The following is a 14,094-nucleotide window of genomic DNA, read 5'->3' on the forward strand; positions in this document are numbered from 1 at the left end:
AGAAAAATTGGATCGTGTCAATCTCTGAGCTTCTGGGTCGCCTGGAGATAGAGTTCTGCGATGGCAGGTGCGTCAGGCTCTTCCAGCATGGAGACTTCGTCGCAGTCCTCGGGGCCGAAATAGAATTCGGCATCGGGCGCCACGAGCCGCCATCGATGAGGTGCTGCGCCCGATCGCAGCCAGGCCTTGTTCGGAAGGAATATACACACGCGGCCCGAGTACGGACTCGGAGTGTACCGCCGAAATGCCGCCATCGCCGTGGATTTGAGCAGAGCTCTGCTGACCAGCACCGGATCTGTCGTCACAGGTTCCTTGCGGCCGAGGGTCATGAAGGCGCGCTCGCGAAGGCGACTGACGAGATATCGGAGACGAGCGCCAAATGTCGGTAACTTCGCCATCGATCTCCGGACCGATCGGATCGTCCCCCAGGCCGTGAAGTACAGCAGACGCAGCAATTCCTGATGGGTAGCGGGGTGAAGAGGACCAAAGAGAGCGACGCATGGAACGTCCGCTCCTCGTCTTGTGAGGATTTTGGCCAGTTCGAAGGCTGTTGGACCGCCGGAGCAGTATCCAGCGATGATGTACGGACCGACCGGTTGAACCTGAACGATCTGGCCAGCGAAGTACTCGGCGATATCCTCGACCCGGTCCATCGGCTCGCTCTGCCCGTCGAAGCCAGGCGGTTGAAGTGCGTAGAACGGTTGATCGGCGCCCAGGTGCTTCGACAGGTCCGAGAATGAAAAAGGTGCTCCGACATGACCTGGCACGGCGAAAATGGGTGTGCGTGTCCCTCGCGACTGCAGGGGAATGATTGCAGGCTGTTGCGTGGCCGCGGCGGTGGCCATGTTCAGAAAGGCGATGATCTCACCCTTTCTCCCCTGCAATTGATCGCGAAGCTCCGCCGTCATTGCGCCGGCCGGTGCGCTGCACCGGAGCCGATCGCCCTCGACCCAGACCTTGATGTCCTTGACCGCGAGGTCTGCGAGCAGTTCCGAAAACTGCGTCACCTGCGCTTGCATAGGCTATTCCCGTGTTCTCGACTGCGACCGCGAGGTATCTCAAACAAGCGCGGCTCGGAATGAACTTGCGTGCCTTCTAACAGACCGGCTGACCTCTCCGCTCTCCTCGCGAGTGGTTACTCGCGAATGATTACATCGCGGTAGCTTCAGTCCGGACGACCATTCATTTCCGAATAACGACGCTCCCGAGATACCCCGTTTTAGGTACGAAACTTCGGGCAACCCAATCCTTGTCATCCGAAGAGCTGAGGTACCCCAAGCCGCATCCCAGGCCCTTGGAAATAGCCTCCAGCCGGGTCCAACGCCGGAAGAAGCCTTCCACCCGCTCGTCCGGACCGAGGGCAGCATAAGACTCGTAGTCGGAGGCGGAAAAGCACAGCGCGGCGATCTCGTCCGCTTCGGGCACGGGGAGGATCGCCTCGATGTCCACTCCGACCTCTTGCCCGGTCGAGAGGGCGACCACTGCCATGTCCCCGGATCGAGAGACGCTGAAGCGCAAATCGCGAGAAGGCATGCGGTGTGAGAGCCGGGGCTTGCCCAGCTTTCCATATTCCAGTTCGACATCGGACGGCGAGATTCCGAGCCTGCAAGCGAGGATCTGGCGCAGCTGTCCACGGGAAACAATAAAGCGGCGGCGATCCCGCTCCGACTTCAACCCATCAGCGCGCCTACGTTCCGCTTCGTTGAGGAAGGCGCCTATCGCACGAATGATGTCGTGCTTCACGTCGAGCATGCATGCGAGAACCTCCAAGCAATCATCCTCGAGAACCGGCACCATGATCCCGGCCCTCAGCTCAACTGCTTTATCAAGGAGGCTCGAAAAGGACGCTGCTGGCTCGACAAGAGTCTGACTGACGTCGCATTCGGCGAACTGCAATAATCGAGGCCCCGAGCAAGCCAAGGCAACATCAAAATTCTGGCTCGAAGCCAACGCGCCAAAACCATCGCCCCCACCCGCGCCAGAAAGTCGGGTAAGGTCGAGCTCAGGCCAGTCAAGCGTCATACCTGGATTCCGATCGCAGGAGCGCTCGTGCGCACCGCAGCATTCTTTCTGGAGCAGCAGCTCCCGTTCACGCGGATTTCTTCGATTGAACAAGCACGTAAGCGCGAAAACAAGCGGTCACGATGGCTATTTAGATGTAAGGACGGCTACATCAAAAGACTTAGGCCCCTGACGTTCGTACGCTTTGGCTTCCTGCCTAATTGCCGCGCTGACGGAGTTCGCGCGTTGCCTCAATGAATGTCTGTCTTGGGCTAGTCACTGCGGAAAGACTCTATCGATCTCGACATGGCCCATTTGGGGCATGCCCGGGACAAAGCGTGCCCGCGAGGGAGCAGTTGCGATGCGATGGACATTGAATGGCGCCATCGACAGTCGAGCGCGAACCAATGCGGCGAAACGATACTTCCCGTCCCCGCTCATCCAATACCTGCGCACTCGAGCGCCAGGTCGGTTGATATCGTACTAGGCAAAAAGCTTGCGTGCTAATCGGGAGGCAAGCCGCTTTGCCCTGCGTATGAGACCGCGAGCGTAGCAAGAGCTGTCCTGTTGCCGATCTCGAGCTTGCGAAAGATGTGGTGGAGATGCACCTTGATGGTGCCGTCAGTTACCTTCAAACGACGGCCGATCTCCTTGTTTGACAATCCTTCCGATACAAGACGCATGATCTGACGCTCCCGGTCCGTCAGCACGGCAAGATGCTTCTCCAAAATCGCGGACTGCCCCGAAGAGATAGCGACCTCGCTCGAAGGCGCAGGCAGCATCCTGTGGCCGTCCGCGACTTGCCGCAATGTCTGGAGAAGAGTTTCGGGCTCCTCGTCATTCAGGATAACGCCAAAGGCGCCCACTTCTGCCAACACGGTGAGGTCACGATCCTCGACGGAGGTTGCGAGGAACACGAGTCGAACAGCAGGAGTCCGGGAATTTGCGATATCGAGCAATGCCTGCCCAAAAATGTCAGGCATCGATATGTCCAAAATGGCGATATCGGGCACGAGAGCGCGAATTGCTTTGAAGCAGCTCGCACTATCGCTGCATCGAGCAGCAACCCTGAAATCACGTTCTGTTTCCAGCAGACAGTTCAGACCCAGTAAAACAACGGGATATCTGCTAGCAATAACCACACGACTGAAATGCATTTCCGGCCAATCCTCAGTCCCTCCGGTTCAAATCGGCACCCCAATATCTCCCCCAAGCTACTTCAATTTGAGGCATTCAAGTAAAATTTGTCATCGCAGCCCGGCCGAATTCCGGCAATTTTACAATCTTAAACTGCATCATAGCATCGACGCCGCCCTAAGCGAGCGCTGCTCGACAGGTTTCCGGAGATCCCGCCCGTCAAAACACGGCGGTGATATTACGGGCGACATCCCAAGGAATGTCTATAACCAACGGTATATAGGGATATTGGGGATTAGCATCTAATGTCAGTAAATCTTTAGACGCATGCTCAGGGCTTTTTTTGCCCCGAATTTCTGTCCAAGCGACCGGAATCTGAAGGAGCAATTTTCAATGCGTCGCTGTTTTGGCTTGGCAAGCCATCCAAGAAACGAGTCGGATTAAACCGATGAGCCTGTTTCATATTTTGTAGCGTCCAGGAGAGTTCCATGAGACGACAATATTCTTTTTCCATTGTGCTTGGTGGTGAAAACAGTCTTCGGAAAGAAGGTCTCGCCAGAATTCTAAATTCCGAAAATTTTCAAGTCTTTCCTTCAATGTCCGATGCAGACGATTTGCCTGGCAAGGCCAATGTCGGAAGCGCTTCAGTCTGTCCGGCACTGTTCCTGGTTGTTCACAGTGGCGATGATTTCGGCCCTACAATCGAGCAGATCGAGTGTTTCAAGCGCCATCACGCGGATGGACGCATTGCTGTCGTTGCAGATCACTATCGACTGAGCGAGTTGACTGCTGCGATCCGAGCTGGCGTCACCGGCTATTTCATCGACGTGATGAACTGCGATGCGTTCATCAAGTCCATCGAGCTCGTCATGATGGGCGGAACGGTATTTCCGACCGACTTCCTGACGTCCGCTCTTGATATCGAAAAGCGTGACGCGGACGGTGTCCCTCCACGCTTTGATGATAGTCATGCCATGGCGAACGCGGATAGTAGGCTCGCGCAGCAGCTTTCGCCGCGAGAAATCTCTATCCTCCAGTGCCTGATCGAAGGCGATTCCAACAAGTGCATCGCACGCAAGATCGATATCGCGGAAGCTACGGTGAAGGTTCACATCAAGGCGATCCTCCGCAAGATTCGTGTTCAGAACAGAACACAGGCGGCGATCTGGGGGCTGAACCATCGACCTGCAGCTCGGCCATCAAGCGGGACAGCGTACTCGGCCGCTGACGCAACCGAACGCCTCCTCCCACCGAAGAGAGAACTTCCCAAAATGGCGAGGACAGGCCGGCCCGCGCCACTCGGTGCAATCGACCATGCGGTAAACTACTTCGAAGTGCCTCTCACAACCGGCCACGCCCGCAAGGATATCGGTTCGAAGGCCGAGGGGGCAATCCGACTGCGGAAATAGCCGAAATTGGTTCGGCCACCCATCGGGAAGCTTTCGGCCGGATATCTCGAGCTGGAGTCCGCGCCAACATCGATGGATGCGGCACCCATCGATGTGGCGATCGGCACCATTGGTGCCGGCCGCCTTGGTGTTGGCGCAAACGCTTGACGCGGGCGTTGCCGGGGCAGCTACAAATACCCGGTGATCGTGCGCGCGTCGTCTTGATTTCAGTCAATCTCCGCGGGCTGGAGTCGCAGTCGCGATCCCAGATTTCGCGGGCAGACGCGAAATGGAAGTGGAATCAGAATGATCCTGCTGACCGGAGGCGCCGGCTATATCGGGTCACATATCGCGGTCGCCCTACTCGACTCCGGGCTAGATGTCGTTGCGGTCGACAATCTCTGCAACAGCAATCGCGCATCCCTCGATCGGGTACAGGCCATCTGCGGACGATCGCTGATATTCCGGCACATCGATATCTGCGATGAGGATGCGATTTACGAGATCCTGCGCGCTCACGGCGTGACCGCGGTAATTCACCTCGCCGGGCTGAAGGCGGTCGGCGAGTCCAGCAGTCAACCCATGACGTACTACGAGAACAACGTCGTGGGGACGATGCGGCTCGTGTCGGCCATGTCGCGTGCCAACGTGAAAACGCTGGTCTTTAGCTCATCCGCAACGGTTTATGGCACACCCTCATATCTGCCGCTGGACGAGAAACACCCCGTAGAACCAATCAATCCGTACGGCCGCACAAAGTATTTCATCGAGGAGATTCTAAAGGATCTCCATGGGTCCGACGGCAATTGGCGGATTGCCATCCTGCGCTACTTCAATCCGGTTGGCGCGCACGAAAGCGGGCTCATCGGAGAAGACCCTCTCGGCGTACCCAACAATTTGTTGCCACTTGTGGCGCAGGTAGCCGTCGGGCGACGCGAGAAGCTGCAGATCTGGGGAAATGACTACGATACTCGAGATGGCACCGGTGTCCGCGATTTCATTCATGTCGTCGATCTTGCATCCGGACATCTGAGCGCCTTGAGCGAGCTAAGACAGCCCGGCGTTCTGACGGTCAATCTCGGAACGGGAAGCGGCAGCAGCGTCCTGGAGGTGGTCAAGACGTTCGAGACGGTGAGTGGCCGGCCAGTCCCGTATGTGATTGACCAACGCAGGGCGGGTGACGTCGCAACCTGCTACGCGGATCCGACGCTCGCCAGAAATCTCTTGGGCTGGACCTCAACGCGGTCACTCACACAGATGTGCACAGATCATTGGCGCTGGCAGAAGCAGAACCCGAATGGCTATCGCGGCAGCTAGAGCCTGCGAGAAGCGCCGATTCACTGCCAGCCATGATCCGAGACAGCGGTTCGGTCGGATATCGGCAGGACTGCCCTAACCTGCTCCAGCCGCGGTACAGCGGGCCGGAAGGCCGTACCTTGCTTGAGGAAACGTCGTGGTCGGTCCCGTCGAGGGACTGGCTGATCGTGCCCTTACGGAGGCAGCCAATGGCCACAAACAACGTTTCCGGGGAATTGTCCGTCCGGTGACAAAAACGAGCCAGCGACCGCCGCAGGCGCGGCTATGCCATGTCCACCTAATTCGGTGAGGCATCCACGCCATGAGGCGCGGGCCCCAACCGTGATGCGCGTCACAACCGACGATGAGGTGTAGGTTCTCCGTATGAGCGAAATCAGTCCGGCGTGCCTCGCGCAGCAGGTCGTGCGCGCGTCGAGGCCAAATGGCTCATTTTGAATTCCGGCGTGTTTCGATGAGCTCGCAAACGACGCTGCACGACCAGGCTGCGCCGGTGAAGCGGTTGATGACTATTGCAGTGCTGAGGCCTGAACTCGACACTGAATAGACGCCGCCGCTCAGAAGCCCCGCGATTACGATCGCGAGTGCGATGATAGCCAGCCGATCCACAGTCCTCTCCAGGGATGCTCCAGGTCAACAGCGAGGTTTGACCGCTTTCGGGAAGTTTTGCTGACCTAATATGCGGTACTCATTTTGGTAATCGAAGATCCGCACTGAAGGACGCCGAACAACGAGGCAGGACGGCTCGGAAAAGCGCTTCACGCGCCGCGGGTCGCCGGACCGCGCGTGCCGGGACGAGCACCGGCTCAGGCGCAGCTACCTTTGTGGCATTGCGAGTGAACAGAACAGCCGCAATCGACCTGGTGGCTCGTAGAGCGAAAGCAAGGAGAAGGGCCGAAACCACACGGATGCCGCGGATGCCAAGAAGGGCGTTCGCAGGCTGATGGAGCCTGCTCTCGAACATTCGACCGATCTGCACGAGGTGCCAACGTAGGAGAACCGGGCCTGGCGCGGATGAACCGCGCGGCCCGGCAGTCCCTTAGCTCTGAGGCTTGGTCAGGAACGAGTTCTGTGTCCAGGCAGGGCCACTCATGGCTACGGCGATCATACCGCCATTGGCCCCACCCGAGCTACCCGCCAGATACTGGTTCAGCAGCGCATAGCTGTTGCTCTGCGGAGACGCGGCGGCCGTGCCTTGATCTCCCCACCAATCGGTCGTCTGCGGCGCGCCGGTTGCCAGCGTGCCGGTGTCAAATCCGAAACGCGAATAATCCAGGCTTGGCAGGCTAGCGGCGCTTGCGCCGGCCGCTGGCGCCGACCAACCGGACGCCGATGTCGGCGCCAGGCCCATCGCTCCCATGGCGCCCAGGACGCTGGGGTCGGCCGTCGTAGCAGCTGCCGCCGGGGCGGCTATCGCGGCCGCCGGCGAAGTGGTGTCCTGTGCTACAGCCGGCGTGACAATGGTGGTCGGGCTGGTGACAGTCGTTGGCGTGGTGGTCGTGGTTGGCTGTGTCGGAGTTGACGGCGACGTGACGGTCGCCGACGATCCCGTCAACAGTGTCATGTTTCGGTAATCGACGGCGACGGTCTCGGGCGCCGTCGATCGATAGACCCCGTATTCCCAATTGGTGGCCTGCCCATAGCCCAGGGGGCCGCTGTAATTCACGACCTGTGTCCCGTTGATCGAGACCTTCAGATACCCGCCGCCGGTGTTCGAAACGTCGGCCTGTATCTGAATGTTGTTGTACACACCCGTCTGGATCGGATTGGGGTCAGTCCAGAGCGTGAGCATCTGCACATTGCCGGCCCCGTTGCTCGGATCCTGACCCGGCTGGACATATCTGGCGACAACCTGCAGATGATCGCCGACAAGCTGGATCGCAAATGGCGGCGAGGTGCCGACGCCGCTCGCATTATCATCATTGTGCATCTGTCCGACGATGAACCAGCCATCTGCGGTATTCGTAAATGACCCGTTGGGGCCATTTGCCTCCACCATGAACTGATAGTTCAAGTTGAGCGGAGTGCCGCCGGGAATGTTGGTCGCGCCTGAAACCTCGGAGCGGTCGACAGACGAGTCGTCGTACCAGGCATGATCACCCTGCTGGACTTCGAAGCGCAGGGTTTGCGAGTCGGGATTGGTCAGGCTGTAACTCGTGCTCGCATCCTGCACTCCGTAGACGTCGCCCCCGATCGAAAACCTCGTCATCGGTGTGGAAGAAAATGATGTGATTGTCCCGGTCGTATCCAATTCAGGCCTCCGTGGGTCGCAGAGATTGTTCTCTTTTGACGCTTACAAGGGAATTCCACTGCCGCGCATCACGAAGGCGCGCGACATACCACGCGCTCGCAACGCCTTGCGCCACGAGCAGATTTCCAATGTATCGCGGTGACCGCCAACACATTCTGTTGCAGCGGGATTGCCCCCCGACTGCTAAGACTTGATTTGGTTAATTAGGGAGTATGGCAAAAAAAATGAACTAGCATGGCGACAATGAGAAGCGACGGCCCATGCCTGGTTGCTGCCAAAATTCTGCGAACAGCCGGAAGGGGCGAGCATTTCCCGCGGTGGCCGGTGCCAGCACTGAAGCAAGTTAGCCGGGGCCGAAGATCATATACAGCAACATCGTGCCTACAACGGCCGTCCAGCCAATCGAAGCGGCAACGGCCCACACCTGTATCGGCATTGGACGGTCCTTGCAATTCAATGAAGTAAAAGGAAGAGGCCGCTGGCGCTGGACAGCGACCTCTTGGACCCGCTCTCAAATGAACGTCTTGGAAATAAAAACGCCGCCGAAGGTCCGCCATTATTAGACGACGAATTGGCAACGACGTGAAGTCCAGCACGCCCGATACCCAGCGAAACTATTGAGACGTTGCGAGATCGACACACCATCTGCAACGAACTCCATCGCTCGACGCACGTAGACCAGGCAGGCGCAAGTGACGGCCAAGTCTCGGCATGAAAACGACAACTCCCTGCCCGCCGGGCCATAGGGCACGCTCGAGCACCGGAGCCTGTCGGGGAGCGAATCTCGACTTCCTTCCTGAGCCTTCTGCAGAATCTGCCCCTTGCCGAGCAATTCGCAATTTGTCCCATTTGGCGCCCTCTTCGCGCCGCCTTGGCGTCTCAGAATACCTCCCGGGGACTTTTACGCGCGGTTAAGGCTTGGAATCGTACGTTCCGGGTGGACCTGACGAGGGAAAGCGCATGGGACAATTTCGCCAACGCGTGGTGCAGAGGGATACTCTCGAAACACGGCTCGCGGAGCGAGCTAGAGAGCTACGGAACGAGGCCGCGGCTCTCGCCCCCTGTGCCGCCAAGGAAGCGCTGATCAAGCTCGCCCGATACGCAGAGACAACCGCACACCTGAGCCGAAGGCCGTCCTCGCCGGAACCAGTGCCCAATTGAATGACGGAAACCAATCCGAGGGCTGCATAGCCAGGCCGCCTCATTTGGCGGCCTTCTTCATTTCGTTCCGACCGGTAGTCTACGCCGAGGCTTCATAACCTGCGTTGGTCGCGTCCACCTCAGGCTCTGACTTGGCATGACTGCTTTTGCCGAGACGCGTAGCGCTGTCGCATTCGTGACGTCGCCGCCGGCAGATTCGATCACGACTTCACGACAGGCACTCGCGGTTGCCTCGTTTCATTCAGGAACGAACGCGACACCAACCCATGTGCCCCCTCGCCAAACGCGTTGCACGAGCAAGCCTTGCTCGGTGGAAAGATGAGCGTGAAGTGGTCGGGAGGAGGTGATGGCGGATCATCCACCTTGAGCGCCGCGCCGCTCTCTGTGATGTCGCCGACGATACAGCACGGTGAAAGCCGGCTTACGCAGTGGCGCACTTTTGTTGCGCTCCTGATGGGCGGGCTACCGCCGCTCCGCCGAAAAGAAACAGCCCCGATCTGGGCGATAGACCGGGGCCGTTACCGAGGCGAGGGCTTGGAGCCTGAACTCACCCCGTCGGGGTTACACAGGGTATTGTTGTTCCAATGATGGTGCACCAATGGCCTAATCCGCTCCCGCGGGTGGCCTTACTTGGACAGCACGAGTCCGTATTTCAGCCGACGCGTTGGGGTCGTTGAAGGCGCGGCAATGCAGGGGCACCTCACTTGGCGGCCTCTTCATTGCCGCCGGCCCCCGCAGGCGTCGCCAAGGTCAAACGCGCCCCAAGGTGGAGCGGGCAGCGACCTCCGTCGCGGGGGAGTGTAGCTCAGGAGAACTGGGCTATGGGGCTTCGGAGGTTGTAGCGGTCAACCTCGACCAATGACGCTAGGTCCGTCTCTTGGATTTCGTCACCAGGAATCGCGATTGTTGCAGCGCGCTAATACCTTTGAGCCAAGAGGCGACGGGCTGTAGTTAGGACTAGTTCAGAATGGCAATTTGCCGCAGGCATTTGCCGATTTACCGTGTCCCCAGTCGTGCGGATTGGCGGACAACCACACCCCGACCAAACATATCGTGCGATAAGGGGTCGCCGCTCCGGCCTAGGGAGCGACGGTCCCGCCCAATTGCAGAGCGATCAGCTCACTCGAAAACAGGTGAAATTCGGAATAGCAACGCCACAATCGCGAAAGCAAAATTGAGGCCCGCGTTGACCAATCGAGACGGCACGCTTGAGCGACAAACCATCAAAGGCTTTCTCGGGATTGAGAGCTCCGATGACGGGCTGGCATTTAGAGTTGATGTTGACGCCGATCATGGATCGGCAATTTGGACGATTCCCTACAAGCACGCGATCTGGTTGGCCCAGGCGATACTGGAGATTTCGCCCGTCGCTGTTGGCAGGCAGACTGCCGGCGGCGCTGTGGAAGGGACTAATCTCGTCGGTGAGCGTCTCAACGTGGAGAGAACCCGCGTGCTTGTGAAGGTGCGCTCCGATCATGCTGCGATCTCCGCTCAGGGCGCTTGGTCGTCCGACAAGACACCGGGCACCACAATTCTTATGGTCGACCAGTCGATCGCCGCGGATTTGGTCGAGCAACTCGGCGCGTTCCTGGCCTCGGCTCAGGCTCTCTCTCGACCATCGTAGTCGGTCTCACAATTGCGGAAACAGCGCGCTCGAAGCACGATGGCTGCCAGAGCGTCTCGCGCCGGAGCGCCGGCGGCAGCCGAAAGCTGGCCGGTCACAGCTCCCCTCGGCACAGTCGCGCCGAAGGCACAAGTCGCAGGAGTGGGTAACCAGAAAGGGTCCGCAGATAGGTCGAATTCCAGATATAGTACTGCCATCCGCCCGGCCGAGGCGACGGTCACAGACGCCCAATGGCGTGGCCGCCAGAAGGATACGTGTGTGACCAGGCCCGCCCGATCATGGGATTATGCGCGATCATTGCAGCAGGATCCTTGTTCTCTCATCAAAGCGCGCTTGCGGCCCCCTGGCGTTGAACAAGAATGAGCATGCCCGATGCCGTCACCGATGTGAGCCTGGAGGCCTTGAAGAGCATTGCCTGGCTTGAGACTGCGTGGAAGGAGCTCGAAGCTCGGGCCGCCCACTCGTTCTTCTTGTCTTGGCTCTGGATCGGCACTTGGCTACGGCATATTCCGGATGGCACGCAACCGCACGTCCTCGTAGCACGGTCGTCAGGCAAGATCGTCGGGTTGGCGATCATTGGCCGGCGGAGAGCCTGGAGTCTTGGGCCGCATGCGCGGGCACGTTGGCTGCTCAATGAATCGGGAGATGCCCGTTTCGACCGGCTGTTCATCGAGTGCAACAGCATTCTTGCCGAGCAACCGGACACCATTATCCCGGCAGGTCTCGACGCGCTGACGTCCCATTTGCGCCGGTCGGACCAGCTGGTACTTTCCGGAATTGATACGGACCTCGAGTTGGCCGCTTGCCGCGCGGCGGGCCAGGCTGGGCTCGTTAGCGAGGAGAAACACGCCGATACCGCCTTGTGGGTTGATTTCGCGAAAGTCCGTCAGCAAAAGAAGGATTATCGCGCCACACTGGGCCGCAGCACTCGCCAGGCCGTGAGCCGGGCCATGAGGCTGTACGCCGAACGAGGCCCCCTTGAATTCCGGATCATGGAAACGACGACGGAAGCCTTGGCTGCGTTCGATCTGCTGAGCGACTTTCATCGGTCGCGATGGGGACGCAAGGGGGCTTTCGCCAATCCGGGCTTCCGTCCGTTCCACGAGGATCTCATCGCGCGCGGAATACCCACAGGAGCGGTCCGCATCTCACGGACGCTGGTTGGCGGCCAGACGATTGGGGTCGTGTACAACTTCGTGCATGACGGCCGAGTCCTGAACTACCAAAGCGGCTTTCTCTATGAAAGCGATGGCCGGCTCAAGCCCGGGCTCGTCAGCCATGTGCTGGCTATCGAGGAGAGCATCGCGCGCGGGGAACGCGGCTACGACTTCCTGGCTGGTGGCGCGGGACACAAGGCCCATCTGGCAAATAGCGAGTATGCCATGAAGTGGATCGCGATCGGCAGAGACGGTCCAGAACGCCACATCGAGGCGAAGCTCCGCGAGGCCAAACGGACGCTACGAACGATCGCCACGAACCTGCCAAAGAAGAAGCTGCGGCTCTTCGGGTCAGCAAATGCAAATTGAGGCCACCCAACTGCTCAAACGTTGTCAATGGCCTCAATATGTACTCCTTTCACCGCCCTTCCAGATGGATCATCCATGCTCGCAAATTGCTGCGACCAGAGAAACGCGGTTGGCGTCGAACACGCGATCGAGGGACCGACCGGGACGGTTAGGCAGGCTGTCGGATTCCTGAAAATGCTGTCAAAGATGGTCCTGTAGAAGTATCCCTCCTTCGAGGTCGGCGTCTGCTTCGGAAAGCGTTTGTCCGCCTCTGCGAGCATCTGCTCCGAGACTTTACCTTCGGCGTGATTCCTCAAGCACTCGATCCAGCTGTACCCCACTCCGTCTGAAAACTGTTCCTTTTGACGCCATAGGATCTCCTGCGGCAACAGGTCGGTAAAAGCTTCCCGCAATATGCCCTTCTCGATCTTCGCACCGGGGCACATTTTTTCGGCAGGGTTTATCGACATCGCGTAGTCCAGGAATTCCTTGTCCAGGAACGGTACACGCGCTTCGACCCCCCAAGCAGCGGTTGCCTTGTTCGCGCGACAGCAGTCGTACCTGCTCAGCGCAAAGAGCTTCCGAACAGTCTCCTCATGGAATTCTTCTGCTGATGGCGCCATGTGGAAGTAGAGATAGCCGCCAAATACCTCGTCAGCGCCTTCTCCAGACAGCACCATCTTGATGCCCATTGCCTTGATCTTGCGCGCCATAAGATACATCGGCGTACCGGCACGAATGGTGGTGACATCGAAGGTTTCCAGGTGCCGGATCACATCGGGCAATGCGTCCAACCCGTCTTGCACGGTGAATACAACTTCATGATGGACCGTGCCGATGTGAGCCGCCACCTTGCGCGCGTACTTCATGTCGGGCGAATTTTCCAAGCCCACGGAGAACGAGTGCAGCCTTGGCCACCAAGCCTCCTCGGTCTCCCCCGACTCGATCCGCTTGAAGCGGTGCCGTGCCGCAAGCGCTGCGATGAGCGAGGAATCGAGCCCACCAGAAATAAGTACCCCGTAAGGTACGTCGCACATCATTTGCTGTTTGACTGCGGTTTCGAGTGAAGTCCGTAGCTCGTGCAACGACGCCTTCTTGGTTGGAAACGCATGCGCCCACTCCGGATCATACCACCGGACAAATTCGCGGGCTTTGCCGCTATAGTAATGTCCCGGCGGAAACTCCTGGATCGTCTCGCACACCGGATCGAGAGCTTTCATTTCGCTGGCGACATATGTTGCGCCGTCCCCGCTCCATCCGATATAAAGCGGCACTATGCCGATGTGGTCCCGGGCGACGAAGAAATCGCCGGTACGTTCATCGAAGAGGGCAAACGCAAAAATGCCGCTCAGCATCTTGCACAGAGCTGGTCCGTACTCGTCGTAGAGATACAGGATAATTTCGCAGTCTGATTTCGTTTTCCAGTCGTGCGGCCGCTTCAGCGCGTCGCGCAGAGCGACATGGTTGTAGATCTCTCCATTCACAGCCAACGCCCGCCCCGCGACAACGTCGAGAAGGGGCTGAGCTCCGTGCTCCACATCGACGATGGAAAGGCGCTCATGCGCGAGCATCGCGCGTTCGCTGGAATAAATGCCACTCCAGTCCGGTCCACGGTGCCTGACCGTCTTCGCCATCTCCAGCGCCAGGCTGCGCGCCGATTCAAACGATTCCCTATATTCGAATATGCCGACGAATCCGCACAAGGTGTTTAGC

9 protein-coding genes are annotated in these 14,094 nt (G+C 58.8%); 4 read left to right on the plus strand and 5 right to left on the minus strand.

Translation table 11 applies throughout. The features are described 5' to 3' along the window. Positions 1–17: 17 nt before the first annotated feature. The 3 genes from XH92_RS28465 to XH92_RS28475 all read right to left on the minus strand — a co-directional run bounded on the left by XH92_RS28465 (position 18) and on the right by XH92_RS28475 (position 3,158). Positions 18–1,019 carry a thioesterase domain-containing protein gene (locus tag XH92_RS28465; RefSeq protein ID WP_194455075.1) on the minus strand — a complete coding sequence of 334 codons (1,002 nt, stop codon included), beginning with the start codon at positions 1,017–1,019 and terminating at the stop codon, positions 18–20. A 163-nt stretch (positions 1,020–1,182) separates the two neighbouring features. Next, positions 1,183–2,022: a 4'-phosphopantetheinyl transferase superfamily protein gene (locus XH92_RS28470; protein ID WP_246787687.1), complete on the minus strand. Its 840-nt coding sequence runs from the start codon at positions 2,020–2,022 to the stop codon at positions 1,183–1,185. 482 nt (positions 2,023–2,504) lie between these two features. Next, positions 2,505–3,158 carry a response regulator transcription factor gene (locus XH92_RS28475; RefSeq protein WP_246787689.1) on the minus strand — a complete coding sequence of 218 codons (654 nt, stop codon included), beginning with the start codon at positions 3,156–3,158 and terminating at the stop codon, positions 2,505–2,507. A gap of 468 nt (positions 3,159–3,626) precedes the next feature. Here XH92_RS28475 and XH92_RS28480 point away from each other — a divergent pair, with 468 nt between their 5' ends. Next, positions 3,627–4,547, plus strand: coding sequence for a response regulator transcription factor (locus XH92_RS28480; protein ID WP_194455076.1), 921 nt, complete (start codon positions 3,627–3,629; stop codon positions 4,545–4,547). Between the two features lie 285 nt (positions 4,548–4,832). Next, on the plus strand, positions 4,833–5,843 hold the full coding sequence (gene galE / locus XH92_RS28485; protein WP_194455077.1) for a UDP-glucose 4-epimerase GalE: 1,011 nt from the start codon (positions 4,833–4,835) through the stop codon (positions 5,841–5,843). Between the two features lie 1,036 nt (positions 5,844–6,879). Here the strand turns inward: galE and XH92_RS28490 are convergent. Further along, positions 6,880–8,091, minus strand: a complete 1,212-nt coding sequence (locus tag XH92_RS28490; protein WP_194455078.1) for a heparin lyase I family protein — start codon at positions 8,089–8,091, stop codon at positions 6,880–6,882. Positions 8,092–10,438: 2,347 nt separating this feature from the next. On the opposite strand from XH92_RS28490, the gene XH92_RS28495 reads away from it, so the two are divergent. Both XH92_RS28495 and XH92_RS28500 read left to right on the plus strand, forming a co-directional pair. Further along, positions 10,439–10,876: a hypothetical protein gene (locus XH92_RS28495; RefSeq protein WP_194455079.1), complete on the plus strand. Its 438-nt coding sequence runs from the start codon at positions 10,439–10,441 to the stop codon at positions 10,874–10,876. A 365-nt stretch (positions 10,877–11,241) separates the two neighbouring features. Next, a complete protein-coding gene (locus XH92_RS28500; protein WP_246787690.1) occupies positions 11,242–12,402 on the plus strand; it encodes a GNAT family N-acetyltransferase in 1,161 nt (386 codons plus the stop codon). A 14-nt stretch (positions 12,403–12,416) separates the two neighbouring features. On the opposite strand, the gene asnB is transcribed toward XH92_RS28500, so the two are convergent. Beyond that, on the minus strand, positions 12,417–14,084 hold the full coding sequence (asnB, locus tag XH92_RS28505) for an asparagine synthase B (RefSeq protein WP_194455080.1): 1,668 nt from the start codon (positions 14,082–14,084) through the stop codon (positions 12,417–12,419). Positions 14,085–14,094: the final 10 nt, after the last annotated feature.

Origin of the sequence: Bradyrhizobium sp. CCBAU 53421, assembly GCF_015291625.1 — a bacterium.
GTDB lineage: Bacteria > Pseudomonadota > Alphaproteobacteria > Rhizobiales > Xanthobacteraceae > Bradyrhizobium.

Coding starts and splice junctions, on each gene's coding strand:
- XH92_RS28475 (WP_246787689.1), bottom strand. CDS start 3,158: ATGCATTTCAGTCGTGTGGTTATTGCTAGCAGATATCCCGTTGTTTTA.
- XH92_RS28470 (WP_246787687.1), bottom strand. CDS start 2,022: ATGACGCTTGACTGGCCTGAGCTCGACCTTACCCGACTTTCTGGCGCG.
- galE (WP_194455077.1), top strand. CDS start 4,833: ATGATCCTGCTGACCGGAGGCGCCGGCTATATCGGGTCACATATCGCG.
- XH92_RS28500 (WP_246787690.1), top strand. CDS start 11,242: ATGCCCGATGCCGTCACCGATGTGAGCCTGGAGGCCTTGAAGAGCATT.
- XH92_RS28465 (WP_194455075.1), bottom strand. CDS start 1,019: ATGCAAGCGCAGGTGACGCAGTTTTCGGAACTGCTCGCAGACCTCGCG.
- XH92_RS28480 (WP_194455076.1), top strand. CDS start 3,627: ATGAGACGACAATATTCTTTTTCCATTGTGCTTGGTGGTGAAAACAGT.